Source organism: Agrococcus terreus, from assembly GCF_014645235.1.
Taxonomy (GTDB): Bacteria; Actinomycetota; Actinomycetes; order Actinomycetales; family Microbacteriaceae; genus Agrococcus; species Agrococcus terreus.
Genome location: NZ_BMLM01000001.1, coordinates 72265 through 87397, shown reverse-complemented (window position 1 = coordinate 87397; position 15133 = coordinate 72265). Strand labels below are relative to the sequence as shown.

Sequence of the window (15133 nt, the reverse complement as noted above, 5' to 3'; positions counted from 1 at the left end):
CAGCATCGGGTCCACGAACGGAGGAGCCGGAGGCGGAGGTCGGCGCAGTGCGGAGGTCGGCGCAGTGCGGCAGGCCGGGCGGCGCGCCCCGCGCGGCCTCAGATGCCGAAGAGCTGCTTGCCGAAGACGATGACGACGATGCCGGCGAGCGCGAGCACGACGCACAGCGCCAGCAGTGCGCGGCCGACGGCGGTCGAGCCGGGCCGCTCGCTCTCGATCGAGCGGATGCCGAGCGCGTAGACGAGCGGGATGCCGGCGCCGAGCAGCAGCCCGACGGTGAGCACCGAGACGATGGCGACGCCGAGCGCCCCGAGGTCGAAGCCCATCAGCGGTCCCCTCCGCGATCCTTGCGCTTCTTGCGCTTGCGGGGCCGCGAGACGGGCGCGATGCCCGACGCGACGGCGCTCAGCTCGCGGTCGATCTCGCGCTTGCGCTCCTTCTTCGGCTGCTCCCACTCGTCGGCGACGTTGTGGTGGCCGACGTGGCTCGCGCGCGAGCGCAGCCACATCGCCGCGCACGCCGCGATGAGGATCGCGGTGACGACGATCGAGCCCCACAGGTGGCCGAACAGGCCGGCGAGCAGGAAGCAGGCGGCGCCGACCGCGCCGGCCGCGGGCAGCGTGATGAGCCACGCGACGAGCATCCGGCGCGCCACCGACCAGCGCACCTTCGCGTCGGTGCGCGCCATGCCGGAGCCGATGACCGAGCCGGAGGCGACGTGCGTCGTCGACAGCGGCAGCCCGAGGTGGCTCGAGGTGAGGATGATCGAGGCGCTCGAGAAGTCGGCCGACATGCCCTGCCGGGGCGAGATGTCGACGATGCCCTTGCCGAGCGTGCGGATGACGCGCCAGCCGCCCATGTAGGTGCCGGCGGCGATCGCCACGGCGCAGACCACGCGCACCCAGAGCGGCATGTCGGCCTCCGGGTCGAGCGTGCCGTGCGCGACGAGCGCGAGGAAGATGACGCCCATCGTCTTCTGCGCGTCGTTCGTGCCGTGCGCGAGCGACATGAGCGACGCGGCGCCGATCTGCCCCCAGCGGAAGTCCTTGCGCTCCGAGCGCTCGCTGATGCGCCGGGTGGCGCGGTGCACGAGCCACGTGCCGGTGAACGCGACGAGCCCGGCGATGACGGGCGCGAGCAGCGCCGGGATGAGGATCTTCTGCGCGACGCCGCCCCACAGGACGCCCGTGATGCCGAGCGCGGCGATCGTCGCGCCGATGAGGCCGCCGAAGAGCGCGTGGCTCGACGAGCTCGGGAGGCCGAACAGCCACGTGAGCACGTTCCAGATGATCGCGCCCGTGAGGCCGCAGAGCACGATGAGCATGAGGCTCTCGCCGTCGACGCCCGTGAGGTCGACGATGCCGGATCCGACGGTGCGGGCCACCTCGATCGACAGGAACGCGCCGACGAGGTTGAGGGAGGCCGACAGGGCCACCGCCGCCTTGGGCTTCAGCGCCCCGGTGGCCACGGAGGGTGCCATGGCGTTCGCCGTGTCGTGGAAGCCGTTCGTGAAGTCGAAGGCGAGGGCCACGAGGACGACGATCACGAGGATCGCGAGTTCGGTCACCGGCACAGTCTTCACCACGAGGGGGCCTGCGTCCAACGCGGCGGCCGGGGGACGGCGCTGGACAGATGCATAAGACGCTTATATGATTGGTGCATGCATGACGAGCGGGACGAGGCGGCGGGGGCCGCAGCGCCGACCACGGTCGACACCGCTCGCCTCGGCACTGCGATCGACCGCATCGTGCGGATGCACCGGCGCACCGAGCTGCCCGGTGCGCTCAGCCCCGCCCGTGCCTCGACGCTCTACACGCTCGTCGAGCGGGGCCCGCAGCGCCTCGGCGCGCTCGCGGCGGGCGAGCGCGTGAGCCAGCCGGCCATGACGCAGATCGTGCAGGCGCTCGAGGCCGACGGCCTCGTCGAGCGCGCGCCCGACCCCGTCGACGGCCGCGCCACGCGCATCACCATCACCGCGGCGGGCCGCGCCCTCTCGGGCGAGCGCATCGCCGCCCGCGCGGCGACCATCGCCGCCGTGCTCACCACCCTCGACGCCGACGACGCCGGCGCGATCGCCCGGGCGCTCCCCGCGCTCGAGCGGCTCGCGGACGCCGCCGACGCCGTCCACCCGCCGCGCTGACGCGCGGCCGAGACGAGGAGTCCCATGGCATCCGTGCCGAACGCACCCGCACCCGCGCGCGCCCGCGCATCCGCATCCGAGACAGCATCCGCATCCGACAGCCCCCGCGGCCGGGTCCAGCAGCCCCGCGCGGTCTGGGCGGTCGCCTTCGCCTGCGTCATCTCGTTCATGGGCATCGGCTTCGTCGACCCGATCCTCCCCGCGATCGGCGAGCAGATGCACGCCTCCCACGCCGAGGTCGAGCTGCTCTTCACGAGCTACCTGCTCGTCACGGCGGTCGCGATGCTCATCACCGGATGGGTGTCGAGCCGGATCGGAGGCCGGCGCACGCTCGTGCTCGGCCTCGTCATCATCGTCGCCTTCGCGGCGCTCGCGGCCCTCTCGCCGACGATCGGCGCGATGGTCGGCTTCCGCGCGGGCTGGGGGCTCGGCAACGCCCTCTTCATCGCCACGAGCCTCGCCGTCATCGTCGGCAGCGCCACGGGCGGCGTGCCGGGCGCGATCGCGATCTACGAGGCCGCGATGGGCATCGGCATCGCCGTCGGCCCGCTGCTCGGCGGCCTGCTCGGCTCGATCGGCTGGCAGTGGCCGTTCCTCGGCGTCTCGGCGCTCATGCTCGTCGGCCTCGTCGGCACGCTGCTGTTCGTGCCGTCGACCCGCACGGCCCCGCGCCCGATCGGCGTGCTCGAGCCGCTCAAGGCGCTCCGCCACCGCGGCCTGCTCGTGCTGAGCCTCGTCGCGCTCCTCTACAACTGGGCGTTCTTCACCGTGCTCGCGTACGCGCCGCTCGTGCTGGGGCTCGACGCGATCGCGCTCGGCGGCATCTTCTTCGGCTGGGGCCTGCTCGTGGCCGTCTTCGCCGTGGCGGTCGCGCCGCGCCTCGAGCGCCGATTCGGGCTCGTGCCGGTGCTCGTCGGCACGTTCGTGGCGATGGCGATCGACCTCGCCGTGATGGCCGCCTGGACCGACGTGCCGGCCGTGCTCATCACGACGATCGTCATCTCGGGCGCAGCATCCGGCCTCAACAACACGCTCGTCACGCAGGCGGTCATGCAGGTCGCGCCGGTCGAGCGGCCGGTGGCGAGCGCCGCCTACAGCTTCGTGCGCTTCCTCGGCGGCGGTCTCGCGCCGCTCGTCGCGGGCCTCGTGGGCGCGGCCGTGAGCATCCACCTGCCGTTCTGGTTCGGCGTCGTCGCGCTCCTCGGCGCGGTCGGGCTGCTGCTCGCCGTCGGGAGGCGGGTCGAGGAGGCGGTGGAGGGCTCGTCGGCGGTGGTGCTGCCCGAGATCGCGGGCGACAGCCCGGCGGAGGTGCCGGTCGAGCGGCGCTGACCGACGACGACCTCGGCCGGGCCGCGTCCGCCGTCAGGGGCTGTCGTAGCCGCGCGCCCACCACGCCGTGGGGCGCACGAGGTAGGCGACGTAGTCGCCCTCCTCCGTGTACGGGCCGCCGGTGTAGAGCTCGGAGATGCGGTCGACGATCGCCTTCGCGCGCTCGCCCTCGATGCGCTCGACCACCTCGCCGCGCACGGCGGCCGGCGCGTAGTCGTCGCCGGCGCGCGTCACCGAGATGGAGACGCGCGGGTCGCGCACGATGTTGCGGTCCTTCCGCTGCCCGGCGATCGAGAAGAGCGCCAGGTGGTCCGGCCCCTCCCGGTGCACCCAGACGGGCACGGAGTTGGGCGAGCCGTCCGGCTCGAGCGTCGCCAGGTGCCCGATCGTCGGCTCCGCGAACCGGGGCGCCACCTCATCCCACGACTGCATGCTGCTCCTCCGTCCGGGCCGCGGCTCGCGGCCGCTCCCGACGCTACGCGACGGGCGCTGGCGCGCGCGTCCGCTGGCAGCGATCAGGGACGGCGCCGCGGCCTCCGCGCGCCACGGCCGCGCCGCCTACGATCGGAGGCATGAGCGAGCAGCCCGCCGGGTGGTACCCGGACCCCTACGCCGCCCTGCCCGGCACCGAGCGATGGTGGGACGGCGGGCAGTGGCTCGCGCAGACGCGCGAGGCGCCGCAGCACCAGGCCGCCGGGCACGCCCCCGCGGCGCCCGCCTGGGCAGAGCGCAGCGAGCCGCGCCCCTCCGGCTACGCCGGGGCCGGGGCGCCCCGCACCGCCGACGGCGGCGTGCGCGCCAGCTGGAGCGCGCGCCTGGGTGCCTGGCTCATCGACCTCGTGCCGTTCGTCGTGCTCTCGCTCGTGCTGCTCGGCGCCTTCGGCTACTTCGACCTCATGAGCCGCGCCGTCGACGGCGACGAGACCGCGATGGCGGAGGCGGAGGCCATGCTCGCGCCCGGCAGCGGGTTCGGCACCGGCCTCACGCTCGCGATCCTGGTCGCGCACCTCCTCTACAACGTCGGCTTCCACGTCGCGACCGGCCAGACCCCCGGCAAGCGGCTCGTCGGCATCCGGGTGCGGATGGTCGACGAGGACCGGCGCCCCACGCCCCGCGCCGCGCTCGTGCGCTGGATCGTGCAGCAGGGCGGGCCGCAGCTCCTCACGGCCATCCCGGGCGTCGGCCTCATCGCGAGCATCTTCACGATCGTCGACCACCTGTTCCCGCTGTGGGACAAGGAGGGCCAGGCGATCCACGACAAGGCTGCGCGCACGCTCGTCGTCCGCGCCCGCTGAGCGCCACGGCGACGGCCCCGCTCCGGATGGAGCGGGGCCGTCGCCGTGCGGGGAGGGTGCGTCAGCGTGCCGGGTCGCCCAGCAGCGCGAGCAGCGCCGCGGCGACAGCGGTCCGCTCGACCATCCCGTCGATGCTCACCCACTCGTGCCGCGCGTGCGCGCCGTCGCCGACGGCGCCCAGTCCGTCGAGCACCGGCAGGCCGAGCGCCGCGGCGAAGTTGCCGTCGCTCGCGCCGCCCACCGAGATCTCCTCGACCGTCGTGCCGACCTGCTCGGCCGCGCGCTGCGCGAGGCAGAAGAGCTGCGCGGTGCCCTCGGAGCGGGGCATGACCGGCCGGTTCCAGCCGCCCGCGACGTCGAGCCGCGCGCCCTCGCGGTGCGGTGCGAGCGCCGAGAGCGCCTCGTCGATCCTGGCCATCTCGTCCTCGTCGGTCACCCGCACGTCGACGAGCGCCGTCGCGAGGCCGGCCGTGACGTTGGAGCGCGAGCCGCCCTGCAGCGTGCCCACGTTGACGCTCGTGCCCGCGGCCAGGTCGGCGGCGCCATGCAGCGCCAGCACCGCCCGGGCCATCTCGTCGATCGCGCTCACGCCGCGCTCGGGGTCGAGCCCGGCGTGGCCCTCGATGCCGCGCGTCGTGACCTCAAAGATGCCGACGCCCTTCCGCGCCGTCTTCAGCGCGCCCTGCGCGCTCGCCTCGAAGACGAGCACGGCGTCGCAGCCGGCCACGGCATCCTCGATGACGGGCCGCGAGGCGGGCGAGCCGATCTCCTCGTCGCCGTTGAGCACGAGCCGGATCGCGGGCAGCGGCAGCCCCGCGTCGCGGGCGATGCGGATCGCGTGCACCGCCTGCACGAGCCCCGCCTTCATGTCGAAGGCGCCGGGGCCCGTGAGGCGGTCGCCGTCGATCGTCACCGGCCAGCCGGCGAGCGTGCCGAGCGGCCAGACGGTGTCGTAGTGGGCGAGGATCGCGACCGTGCCCGTGCCGCCGCCGCTCGCGGCGAGGTCGAGCACCGCGATGTCGCCGTACGCGCCGCCGGGCACGGTGCGCTCGGCGTCGGCGGGGCCGAGCCGCTCGGCGATCCACGCGCGCACCCAGCCGAGGCCGGCCGCGAGCGCGGCCAGGTCGTCGGACGGCGTCTCCTGCTCGAGGTACTCGGTGAGGTCGGCGACGAGCGTCCGCCGCGCGCCCTCGGCGCGCTCCCGCAGCCCGCTCATGCGGCGGCCAGCCGGTCGAGCTCGTCGAGGTGCGCCTCGTCCATGGGCATCGCGCCGGTCTCGAGCCTGCCGATCGCATCGACGAGCCAGGCGGTCAGCGGCGTGGGGATGCCGTGGCGGGCCCCCGCCTCCACGACCGGCCCGTACTGGGTCGGCACCTCGGTGCGGCGGCCGCGCACGGCGATGTCGCGCCAGATGCCCGAGCGCTTCTTCGTCTGGGTCGCGAGCCACGCGACGAGGCCGTCGGTCGCGGCGTCGGCGCGCGCCTCGTCGGCGAGGTACTCGCCGGGCACGAAGGCGTCGAAGCCCTCGAGCTCGACGCCCTCGGCGACCGCGACCGAGAGCACCTCGCGCACGAGCGCGTGCATGCCTGCGCGGTGGCGGTCGATGAGGTCGCCCATGTCGGCGTCGGCGAGGGCGCTGGCGACGAGCATCGCGCCGAAGCCGAGCTTCGACCACAGGAAGCCCTCGACGTTCGCGGTGACGATCGGCTCGCCCCAGTGCCGGAGGTCGTGCGCGAGCCGCTCGACGCGCTCGCTCGCCCCGCCGGCGAAGTCGCCGAGCGCGATCGCGCCGATCCCGCCGTCCTTGACGACGCCGGGCGCCACGACGTCGGCGAACAGGTCGACGAACGCCGCGACGGTGCGCTCGGGCCCGACGTGCGCGGCGATGGTCGCCTCGTTGAGCCCGTTCTGCATCGATGCGACCCAGCCGTCGGCGGCGAGCCGGGGCGCGATCCACGCCGCGACCGCGTCGGTCGCCTGCGCCTTCACGGCGAGGAGCACCGCGCCGAGCTCGTCGGGGGCCTCCTCGGGCGTCGAGATCGGCAGGCGGGCAGAGAGCTCGCCGCCGGGGTGCTGGATGCGCATGCCGTGCTCGCGCACCGCTGCGACGTGCTCGGGGTCGGCGTCGACGAGCCGCACGTCGGCGCCCGCGTGGTGCAGGTGCACCGCGAGGGTGCCGCCGATCGCTCCCGCGCCGACGATCGTGTACTGCGAGGTCATGCCTGTGCGTCCTCCTCCTGGCCGATGGCCGTCCAGTGCTGGGGCAGGTGCCAGGCGCCGGTCGACGATCCGCCGTCGACGCGCAGCACCTCCCCGGTGATCCATGCCGCCTCGTCGCCGGCGATCCAGACGACCGCCCTGGCGATGTCGTCGGGGCGGCCGCGGCGGCCGAGCGGGGTGTCGCCGACCGCGGCCGCGTACTCGTCGGTGACGGGGTTCACGGCGCTGCCGACCTCGACGAAGCCGGGCGAGACCGCGTTGACGCGGATGCCGTGCGGGCCGAGCTCGAGGGCCGCGGCCCGGGTGGCCGCCTCGAGGGCCGCCTTCGACGTCGAGTAGGGCGCCGCGCCCGGTCGGGCGCGGAGGGCCGCGCCCGACGAGATGCTCACGACGCTCGCCGGCCGCCCGGCCTCGATCGCGCGGCGCGCGAGCGCGACCGCGAGCAGCACGGGCGCCCTGGTGTTGATGTCGAGCACGAGGTCCCAGGTGGTCGCGTCGAGCTCGAGGAACGGGGTGGCGGGGTAGACGCCGGCGCTCGAGACGAGCACGTCGACCGGGGCCGCCGCCCACGCCTCGGCGACCACGGCCTCCGCCGCGTCGGGCCCGCGCAGGTCGGCGGCGATCGTCGTCGCGCTCGCCGCGCCCGCCTCGAGGGCCGCCGCGGCGGCCTCCTCGAGGGGCGCTGCGTGCAGGTCGACCAGCGTGAGCGCGTCGCCGAGCCGCGCGAACGAGCGGGCGATCTCGAGGCCGATGCCGCTGCCGGCGCCGGTGACGAGCACGTGCCGCATCAGTCGAGCACCTTGCCCTTCGTCTCGGGCATCGTGAGGTAGACCGCGAGGCCGATGGCCGCCGCGACCGAGGCGTAGAGCCACACCCAGCCGCCGAGGCCCGCCGTGTTCATCCACGTCGTGATGTACGGCGCGGTGCCGCCGAAGAGCGCGACCGCGAGGGCGTAGGGGACGCCGATGCCGCTCGCGCGGACCTCCGGCGGGAACTGCTCGGCCATGATGACGGCGCAGTTCGCCGAGTAGCCGAGGAGCAGCACGATGCCGATGATCTCGACGAGCAGCAGCGCCCAGAAGCCGCCGCCGATGATCTGGAAGGCGGGCCAGGCGAAGATGAGGAAGCCGCCGGCGAAGGCCGCCATCGTGGGCTTGCGGCCGATCCTGTCGGAGAGGATGCCGGCGAACGGCAGGAGCGTCAGGAAGACGATCATCGCGATGACGTTGGCGAGCAGCGCCTCCGACAGCGGGATGCCCGTCGTGACGGCCGCGTACGTCGGCATGTAGCTGACCCACATGTAGTAGAGCAGCGTGCCGGCGATCGTGATGCCGAAGACGCGGGCGACGGCCTTCGGGTGCTCCTTGAACATGCGCAGGAACGAGTTGCGGCGGTCCCCCGCGGCGTGGTTGGCCTCGTTGCGGCTCTTCGCGACCTCGAACGAGTCGGTGTCCTCGACCGAGCGGCGCAGCCACAGGCCGACGAAGCCGAGCGAGGCGGCGATGACGAAGGCGAGGCGCCAGCCCCAGCTGTCGACGGCCTCCGCCGGCAGCGACGACGTGATGATCGCGCCGATGCCGGACGCGATGAGGACGCCGGCGCCGACCGACACCTGCTGCCACGAGCCCGCGAAGGCGCGGCGCGAGGGGGCGGCCGACTCGACGAGGAAGGCCGAGGAGGAGCCGAACTCGCCGCCGGCGGCGAAGCCCTGCACCATGCGGGCGAGCACGAGCAGCAGCGGCGCGACGATGCCGACCTGGTCGAAGGTGGGCGAGAGGCCGATGACGAGCGTCGCCGCCGCCATGAGGCCGATCGTGAGCACGAGGCCCTTCTTGCGGCCGTGGCGGTCGGCGTACGCGCCCATGACGGCGGCGCCGACGGGGCGCATGACGAAGCCGACCGCGAAGATCGCGAGGGTCGACAGCAGGGCGGCGGCGTCGTTGCCCGGCGGGAAGAAGTGGTGGGCGAAGATCGACGAGAAGGTCGTGTAGATCGCCCAGTCGACCCACTCGACGGCGTTGCCGATCGAGCCGGCGACGATCGCCTTGCGGCCCTTCTTGCTGAGCTTCGTCGCGTGGACGGTCTCGGTGGTGGTGGTCATGGCTGTCTCTCTCGCTGGAGGGTTCAGAGCTGTGCGCGGACGTGGTCGGCGAGGTCGGCGTGGGTGCCGATCCAGGCGTCGCCGGTGGCGCGGATGTGGGCCAGGAGGTCGTCCAGGATCCGGATCCGCGAGCGGTGCCCGATGATGTGCGGGTGCAGGGTGAGCTGGAAGAGGCCGCCCTCCGCGCGGGCGGCGTCGTACTCGTCGATCCAGATCTGGAGGAGCTGGCGCGGGGGCATGTGGGGGCGGAGGCCGCCGAAGCGGTCCATCATCAGGTACGGCGCGTCGTCGCGGATCCACTCGACGGGGATCTCGACGACGCCCGTGCGCTCGCCCCGCTCGAGGAGCTCGTAGGGCTCCGAGTCGGCCATGAGCGAGGAGTCGTAGGCGAGGCCGAGCTCGCGGATGACGCTGAGGGTGTCGGCCGAGAAGTCCCAGGAGGGCGTGCGGATGCCGACGGGGCGGACGCCCGTCTGCGCCTCGAGCACGTCGAGGCTGCGGGCGACGAGGTCGAGCTCCGCCTCGCGCGGGAGGGCGGTGTTGCGCTCGTGGATCCAGCCGTGCACGGCGACCTCGTGGCCGGCCTCGACGTAGCCGGGCGCCTCGTCGGGGCGCAGGAGCGCGCACACGGCGGGGATGTAGAAGGAGGCGGGCGCCTCGTGGCGGCGGAGGAGCTCCATGATGCGCGGCACGGCCACGCGCGCGCCGTACTCGCCCTGCGCCATGCGGCCGGGGGAGGTCTCGCCGTCGCGGAGGGCAGGCGTCTCGTGATCCGAGTCGAACGAGATCGCGACGGCGACGGCGGCGCCGCCGGGCCAGCGCTGCGCGCGGTCGGGTGCCACGAGGCTGCGGCCGGCGCGCACGTGCTCGACGTGCGCGCGCCACTCCGGCTCGCTCCACTGCCAGGGCTGTCGGTCGGTTCCCATGGGGCTTCCCTTCGGCGCGGTCGACTCCTCCGTCGGGGTCGATGGAGGCCACTGTAAGCAGAAATGCAACCATGCGCAACGCTGATGGTGATTTCCGTCATGTTTCGGTTGTGCAACGGTCGAACCGGTCATGCGGCCCTCGTGCCGCCTGCGACGCCCGGATAGGGTGGCCGCGTGCAGCCCTCCGCCCCCCGCGTCGTCGCCCCGCCGTCGCCGCGCCTGGACGGCACCGACCTCGACCTCGTCGCCGCGCTGCACGTCGCGCCCCGCGTGCCCACGGCCGCGCTCGCCGACATCATCGGCGTGCCCACCTCGACCGCGAGCCGTCGCCTCGCGCGCCTGCAGGACGACCGCCTCCTGCGCGTCGTCGGCCGCGCGGCGTGGCAGCTCATCACCTCGAGCAACCCCTTCGAGCTCTGGATCACCTCGGCGCCCGGGCAGTCGCGGGCGGTGCTCGCCGCGCTCCTCGAGATCCCGGACGTGCAGTTCGTCATCCACACGAGCGGGCCCGCCGACATCTACGCCAACCTCTTCCCGCTCCGCGGCTCCGACCACGAGGAGCTGCTCGCCGCCCGCATCCCCTCGATCCCCGGGATCCGCGCCATCGACAGCCGCATGATCCTCGAGCCCGCGAAGGTCGGGCAGTCGTGGCGGTTCGAGCGCCTCGACGACGACCAGGTGCGCGCGCTCGAGGAGCACGCCGCGGTCGAGCCCGAGACGCCCGTGCTCGACCTCGACGAGCTCTCGGAGCTCGAGTTCCAGACCATGCGCGAGCTGAGCGTCAACGGGCGCGTCTCGGCGGCCGAGGTGGGGCGCACGCTCGGCGTCTCGCCCTCGACGGCGGCGCGCGCGATCCGGCGGCTGCTGGCGACCGGCGCGGTCACGCCGCGCGTCGAGATCCAGCCGGATCTGATCGGCTACGCGCTCAACGCGATCGTCACGATCGACGTGCGCCCGCGCGACATCCGCGGCACCCTCGACACGCTCGCGGCGCACCCGAACGTGCGCCTGCTCAGCACCGTCACGGGCGACTCGCCCGTGAGCCTCGCCGGCGTCTTCCAGGGCCCCGAGGCGCTCGCCCGCTTCCTGCGCGACGACCTGGGCGCGCTGCCCGGTCTGCGGTCGATGTCGAGCGTCGCGGGCCTCCGCCTCGCGCGTCGCTACTGGATCGACCGCGACGGCATGCGCCTCGGCGACCAGGTGCCCGACGTCATCCGGCGCTGACCGTCCGCGTTCCCCGATCCGCCGCCCGGGGGAGGCGCCCGCCCGCGCGCACCCGTAGCGTCGAGGGCATGGACCTGACCATCCCCGAAGCCCTGCTGCTGCTCGCGCTCGACGACGAGCGGGGCACCGCCATCCTCGACGACGGCACGCTCGGCACCGCGATGGCGGCCGCGGCCATCGCGCAGCTGCTCGTCGACGGCAGGCTGCGGGTCGCGGGCGAGGGGGAGCCGGGCGCGAAGCCTGGCCGGCTGGTCTCGGCAGCGGGTGCGACGGATCCGCGCCTCGAGCCGATCGTCGAGCGCATCGTCGGCCGCACCCCCACGCCGGCGCTGCAGATCGTCGCCGGCTTCGGCGGACCGGGGTCCCCGAGCGGCAAGGTGCGGCGGCAGCTGCTCGACGACTTCGCCGAGCTCGGCGTGCTCGCGCGCCAGCAGGACCGCTTCCTCGGCCTCGCCTGGCGCGAGCGCTGGGAGCGCGGCGACCGCCGCGAGGTCGAGGATGCCCTGCAGGCGCGCGCCCGCGAGGTGCTCGCCGGCGCGGACGACGACGAGCCGGTCGACGCCGCGCTCGGCATCCTGCACGGCGCCGACGCGCTGCCGAAGGCCTTCCCCGACCTCCCCGCGGACGCGCTGCGCGCTCGCGGCGAGGAGCTCGCGGCCGGCTCGTGGGCGAGCGCCGAGGTGCGCCGCTCGCTCGCCTCGCTGCAGTCGGCGATGACGGCCGTGATGATCACGACCGTCATCATGCCCGCCGCGACGAGCAGCTAGCCGCGGCGCCCGCGGCAGCCGCGCGCTACGAGAGGCCGAGCCAGTAGAACGACTGCGTGCCGAAGGTGAGCGAGAAGCGGCCGTCCTCCGCGACGGTCGGGAACGCCCCGCCGCCGAAGAGGTCGTGCATCTGCTTGCCGGCGAACTGCGGCGCGTCGATCGTCACGTGCACCGGGTTGTGGCTGAACGAGAACACGCACAGCACCTGCTCGGCGCGCGGACCCGCGTAGGAGCCGTCGCCCTCGTAGGAGCGCACGAACGCGAGCACGGCCTCGTTGTCGGTGTCGAGCACGGTGATGTCGCCGAGGCCGAACACGGGGTGCGCCCGCCGCACGTGCAGCACCGACCGCATCCAGTGCAGGAGGCTCGTCGACTGCGCCATCTGCGACTCCACGTTCACCGCGGCGTAGTGGTAGACGAGCGACTGCACGACCGGCAGGAACAGCTTGCCCGGGTCGGCGGCCGAGAAGCCGGCGTTGCGGTCGGGGGTCCACTGCATCGGCGTGCGCGAGGCGTCGCGGTCGTCGAGCCAGATGTTGTCGCCCATCCCGATCTCGTCGCCGTAGTAGAGGAACGGCGAGCCGGGCAGGGACAGCAGCAGGGCGTTGGCGAGCTCGAGCTCGGCGCGCGAGTTGTCCAGCAGCGACGCGAGGCGGCGGCGGATGCCGACGTTCGACCGCATCCGCGGGTCGTAGGCGTACCAGCCGTACATCGCCTGCCGGTACTCCTCGCTCACCATCTCGAGCGTCAGCTCGTCGTGGTTGCGCAGGAACACGCCCCACGTGGCGCCGGGCGGCACCTCGACCTGCTCGGCGAGGATGCGCTTGAGCTCGAGCGCGTTCTGCGCGCGCAGCGAGTAGAAGATGCGGGGCATCGTCGGGAAGTCGAACGCCATGTGGCACTCGGGCTCCTCGGCCGTGCCGAAGTAGGCGGCCGTCTCGGCGGGCCACTGGTTGGCCTCGGCGATGAGCACGCGGCCCGGGTACTCGTCGTCGACCATGCGGCGCAGGTGCCGGATGTACTCGTGCGTCGCGGGCTCCGACTCGCCGTTGCCCTCCTCCGACTCGTACAGGTACGGGATGGCGTCGAGGCGGATGCCGTCGACGCCCAGGTCGAGCCAGAACCGCAGGGTGTCCTCGACGGCCTCGTGCACCGCCGGGTTCTCGAAGTTGAGGTCGGGCTGGTGCGAGAAGAAGCGGTGCCAGTAGAACTGCCGGCGCACGCTGTCGAACGCCCAGTTCGACTCCTCGGTGTCGACGAAGATGATGCGGACGTTGGGGTAGCCCTCGTCGGTGTCGCGCCACACGTAGAAGTCGCCGTAGGGGCCCTCCGGGTCCTCGCGGGAGGCCAGGAACCAGGGGTGCTGGTCGGAGGTGTGGTTGATCGGGAGGTCGATCATCACGCGCATGTTGCGCGCGTGCGCCTCGGCCACGAAGTGCCGGAAGTCGTCGATCGTGCCGTACTCGGGCAGCACGGCCTTGTAGTCGGAGACGTCGTAGCCGCCGTCGCGCAGCGGCGACTGGAAGAACGGCGGCACCCAGATGCCGTCGATGCCGAGCCACTGCAGGTAGTCGAGCTTCGACGTGAGCCCCTGGAAGTCGCCGAACCCGTCGCCGTTCGAGTCGACGAACGACCGCACCATGACCTCGTAGAAGACGCTCTTGCGGTGCCAGTCGCGATCGAGGGCGAGGCCGGGCACGTTGCCGCCGATGATCGGGATGGGCGAGGTCATGGGGTAGGACATGCGAGTCTCCTCGAGTCGTACGCGTACGGACGCCCCAGCCAATCACGGATGCCGCCGTGGGCGCACGGCGTGCGCACAGCAACGGCGAGGCGCCGGCCCCGCGGGTGCGGGACCGGCGCCTCGGACGCGAACGCGGGCGCGCGGCGTCAGCCGGCGAGCGCGAGCTCGTTCGGCGCGCCGGCGATCTCGCCGGTCGCGACGACCTCGCCCGTGACGAGGTCGACCCGGTGGACGGCGTTCGACGCCGGCTCGGTCACGATCGCGAACTCGCCGTCGACGACGAGCGCGGGGTGCGCCTCCTGCCACTCGGCCGGGCCCTCCCAGGCCTCGATGACCGGGTACGAGGCCGTGATCTCCTGCGCCTCGACGTCGATGCGGTGCAGCGCGCCGTCGGTGCCGAGGAGCCAGGCGGCGTCCTCGCCGTCGCGGCCGATGCCGCGCCAGGTGTACTCGACGCCCTCGGGCAGGTCGAGCACGTCGAGCTGCGCGCCGTCGAGGTCCGCCTTCGCGGTGTCGACGAAGCCGACGCGGTGCAGGAGCGAGCCCTCCGCATCCGGGTCGTCCCTGTAGTCGACGACCGCGATCGCCGACGAGTCGGTGACGTACGCGTTGCCGACGCGGCCGAACTCGTCCGGGCTCTCGAGCTTGGCGAACGCGCCGTCGACGTAGGTGAGCACGCCGTCCTCGCAGCCGAAGAGCACGGCCTCGTCGGCCGCGACGCCCTCGCCGTGGACCGAGGGGCACGACTCGAAGCGGTCGGTCTCGGTGCCGTCGGCGTCGAGCACGCGGACGCCCGTGCGGCCCTCGCTGTCGCCGAGGGTCGAGAGCAGCGTGCCGTCGGCGAGCTCGACGGCGACGCCGTGGTGCGCTGCCTCCGAGGTGAACTCGGTCGTCTCCGGCAGGCCGTCGGCCTCGAGCAGCGCGTCGGTGTCGAACGCCCAGAAGTCGCCCGTGCCGTCGTCGAAGAGCACCGTGCGGCCCTCGTGACGGACGACGTGGCCGGGCGTGGTCGCCTCGAACATCGTGTCGGTGAGCTCGGGCTCGGTGCCGTCGGCGCCGGTCGAGAGCACCTGGAAGCCGCCCTCGGTGGTGACGAACGCGTGCTGGCCGTCGCCTGCGGTGTTGAGGCGGTTGAAGCCGTCGAGCGGGATGTCGGCGAGCTGCTCGAGGGTCACCGCGTCGAGGACGGCGATGCCGCCGTCGTAGGCGATCGCGAGGCGGGCGCCCGCCTCGGCGGCCGTGCCCGAGGCCGCGGGCGCGGTCTCGTCGGCGGGCGCCGCGGCGCTCGTGCAGCCGGCGAGCGCGATGGCCGCGGCGGTCGCGAGGCCGAGCGCTGCCGCCCGGCGTCGGGTCGACCGGGTGGGGGTCGTGGTGTGCATGGGTTCCT

Annotated in this window: 15 protein-coding genes; 5 read left to right on the top strand and 10 right to left on the bottom strand. The window is 73.8% G+C overall.

Features of this window, described 5'->3' with window-relative positions; genetic code table 11:
- Window positions 1–98: 98 nt before the first annotated feature.
- Window positions 99–326 carry a hypothetical protein gene (locus IEW90_RS00425; protein ID WP_188714864.1) on the bottom strand — a complete coding sequence of 76 codons (228 nt, stop codon included), beginning with the start codon at window positions 324–326 and terminating at the stop codon, window positions 99–101.
- Entirely contained in the window at window positions 326–1567 is a 1242-nt protein-coding gene (locus IEW90_RS00420; RefSeq protein WP_188714862.1) for an inorganic phosphate transporter, read from the bottom strand. Before IEW90_RS00420 ends, IEW90_RS00425 begins: the two co-directional genes overlap by 1 nt.
- A 93-nt stretch (window positions 1568–1660) precedes the next feature.
- Between IEW90_RS00420 and IEW90_RS00415 the strand changes: the two genes are divergently transcribed.
- Together IEW90_RS00415 and IEW90_RS00410 are read left to right on the top strand one after the other, a co-directional pair.
- Window positions 1661–2140 carry a MarR family winged helix-turn-helix transcriptional regulator gene (locus tag IEW90_RS00415; RefSeq protein ID WP_188714860.1) on the top strand — a complete coding sequence of 160 codons (480 nt, stop codon included), beginning with the start codon at window positions 1661–1663 and terminating at the stop codon, window positions 2138–2140.
- Between the two features lie 24 nt (window positions 2141–2164).
- Window positions 2165–3469, top strand: a complete 1305-nt coding sequence (locus IEW90_RS00410) for an MFS transporter (protein ID WP_188714858.1) — start codon at window positions 2165–2167, stop codon at window positions 3467–3469.
- A gap of 33 nt (window positions 3470–3502) precedes the next feature.
- Here the strand turns inward: IEW90_RS00410 and IEW90_RS00405 are convergent, their stop codons facing one another.
- Window positions 3503–3901 (bottom strand): pyridoxamine 5'-phosphate oxidase family protein, encoded by a 399-nt coding sequence (locus IEW90_RS00405; RefSeq protein ID WP_188714856.1) that lies wholly within the window; start codon window positions 3899–3901, stop codon window positions 3503–3505.
- A gap of 140 nt (window positions 3902–4041) precedes the next feature.
- Here IEW90_RS00405 and IEW90_RS00400 point away from each other — a divergent pair, with 140 nt between their 5' ends.
- Window positions 4042–4764 (top strand): RDD family protein, encoded by a 723-nt coding sequence (locus IEW90_RS00400; protein WP_188717959.1) that lies wholly within the window; start codon window positions 4042–4044, stop codon window positions 4762–4764.
- Between the two features lie 61 nt (window positions 4765–4825).
- Here IEW90_RS00400 and IEW90_RS13755 read toward each other — a convergent pair whose 3' ends face one another.
- The 5 genes from IEW90_RS13755 to IEW90_RS00380 are packed head-to-tail and all read right to left on the bottom strand — an operon-like array spanning window position 4826 to window position 10011.
- A complete protein-coding gene (locus IEW90_RS13755; RefSeq protein ID WP_229679421.1) occupies window positions 4826–5980 on the bottom strand; it encodes a M20 family metallopeptidase in 1155 nt (384 codons plus the stop codon).
- A complete protein-coding gene (locus IEW90_RS13750) occupies window positions 5977–6984 on the bottom strand; it encodes a ketopantoate reductase family protein (RefSeq protein WP_229679420.1) in 1008 nt (335 codons plus the stop codon). Before IEW90_RS13750 ends, IEW90_RS13755 begins: the two co-directional genes overlap by 4 nt.
- Window positions 6981–7772 carry an SDR family NAD(P)-dependent oxidoreductase gene (locus IEW90_RS00390; RefSeq protein ID WP_188714853.1) on the bottom strand — a complete coding sequence of 264 codons (792 nt, stop codon included), beginning with the start codon at window positions 7770–7772 and terminating at the stop codon, window positions 6981–6983. Before IEW90_RS00390 ends, IEW90_RS13750 begins: the two co-directional genes overlap by 4 nt.
- Entirely contained in the window at window positions 7772–9085 is a 1314-nt protein-coding gene (locus tag IEW90_RS00385; RefSeq protein WP_188714851.1) for an MFS transporter, read from the bottom strand. Before IEW90_RS00385 ends, IEW90_RS00390 begins: the two co-directional genes overlap by 1 nt.
- A 23-nt stretch (window positions 9086–9108) precedes the next feature.
- The gene (locus IEW90_RS00380) at window positions 9109–10011 is read right to left on the bottom strand and encodes a polysaccharide deacetylase family protein (protein WP_188714848.1); all 903 of its coding nucleotides are present in this window, start codon (window positions 10009–10011) and stop codon (window positions 9109–9111) included.
- A gap of 174 nt (window positions 10012–10185) precedes the next feature.
- Between IEW90_RS00380 and IEW90_RS00375 the strand changes: the two genes are divergently transcribed.
- Together IEW90_RS00375 and IEW90_RS00370 are read left to right on the top strand one after the other, a co-directional pair.
- Complete coding sequence (locus tag IEW90_RS00375) at window positions 10186–11235, top strand: Lrp/AsnC family transcriptional regulator (protein ID WP_188714846.1); 1050 nt, start codon at window positions 10186–10188, stop codon at window positions 11233–11235.
- A gap of 68 nt (window positions 11236–11303) precedes the next feature.
- Window positions 11304–12002, top strand: coding sequence for a GOLPH3/VPS74 family protein (locus IEW90_RS00370; protein ID WP_188714844.1), 699 nt, complete (start codon window positions 11304–11306; stop codon window positions 12000–12002).
- Between the two features lie 25 nt (window positions 12003–12027).
- Here IEW90_RS00370 and treS read toward each other — a convergent pair whose 3' ends face one another.
- Together treS and IEW90_RS00360 are read right to left on the bottom strand one after the other, a co-directional pair.
- Window positions 12028–13746 carry a maltose alpha-D-glucosyltransferase gene (gene treS / locus IEW90_RS00365; RefSeq protein ID WP_188714840.1) on the bottom strand — a complete coding sequence of 573 codons (1719 nt, stop codon included), beginning with the start codon at window positions 13744–13746 and terminating at the stop codon, window positions 12028–12030.
- A 146-nt stretch (window positions 13747–13892) separates the two neighbouring features.
- Window positions 13893–15125, bottom strand: a complete 1233-nt coding sequence (locus IEW90_RS00360; RefSeq protein WP_188714838.1) for a hypothetical protein — start codon at window positions 15123–15125, stop codon at window positions 13893–13895.
- Between the last annotated feature and the right edge of the window lie 8 nt (window positions 15126–15133).

Bases quoted from the DNA above. Each gene is read 5' to 3' on its own strand.
- IEW90_RS00415 (WP_188714860.1), top strand. From the start codon at position 1,661: ATGCATGACGAGCGGGACGAGGCGGCGGGGGCCGCAGCGCCGACCACG.
- IEW90_RS00370 (WP_188714844.1), top strand. From the start codon at position 11,304: ATGGACCTGACCATCCCCGAAGCCCTGCTGCTGCTCGCGCTCGACGAC.
- IEW90_RS13755 (WP_229679421.1), bottom strand. From the start codon at position 5,980: ATGAGCGGGCTGCGGGAGCGCGCCGAGGGCGCGCGGCGGACGCTCGTC.
- IEW90_RS00380 (WP_188714848.1), bottom strand. From the start codon at position 10,011: ATGGGAACCGACCGACAGCCCTGGCAGTGGAGCGAGCCGGAGTGGCGC.
- IEW90_RS00390 (WP_188714853.1), bottom strand. From the start codon at position 7,772: ATGCGGCACGTGCTCGTCACCGGCGCCGGCAGCGGCATCGGCCTCGAG.
- IEW90_RS00360 (WP_188714838.1), bottom strand. From the start codon at position 15,125: ATGCACACCACGACCCCCACCCGGTCGACCCGACGCCGGGCGGCAGCG.
- IEW90_RS00400 (WP_188717959.1), top strand. From the start codon at position 4,042: ATGAGCGAGCAGCCCGCCGGGTGGTACCCGGACCCCTACGCCGCCCTG.
- IEW90_RS00410 (WP_188714858.1), top strand. From the start codon at position 2,165: ATGGCATCCGTGCCGAACGCACCCGCACCCGCGCGCGCCCGCGCATCC.
- treS (WP_188714840.1), bottom strand. From the start codon at position 13,746: ATGTCCTACCCCATGACCTCGCCCATCCCGATCATCGGCGGCAACGTG.
- IEW90_RS00425 (WP_188714864.1), bottom strand. From the start codon at position 326: ATGGGCTTCGACCTCGGGGCGCTCGGCGTCGCCATCGTCTCGGTGCTC.
- IEW90_RS00385 (WP_188714851.1), bottom strand. From the start codon at position 9,085: ATGACCACCACCACCGAGACCGTCCACGCGACGAAGCTCAGCAAGAAG.
- IEW90_RS13750 (WP_229679420.1), bottom strand. From the start codon at position 6,984: ATGACCTCGCAGTACACGATCGTCGGCGCGGGAGCGATCGGCGGCACC.
- IEW90_RS00405 (WP_188714856.1), bottom strand. From the start codon at position 3,901: ATGCAGTCGTGGGATGAGGTGGCGCCCCGGTTCGCGGAGCCGACGATC.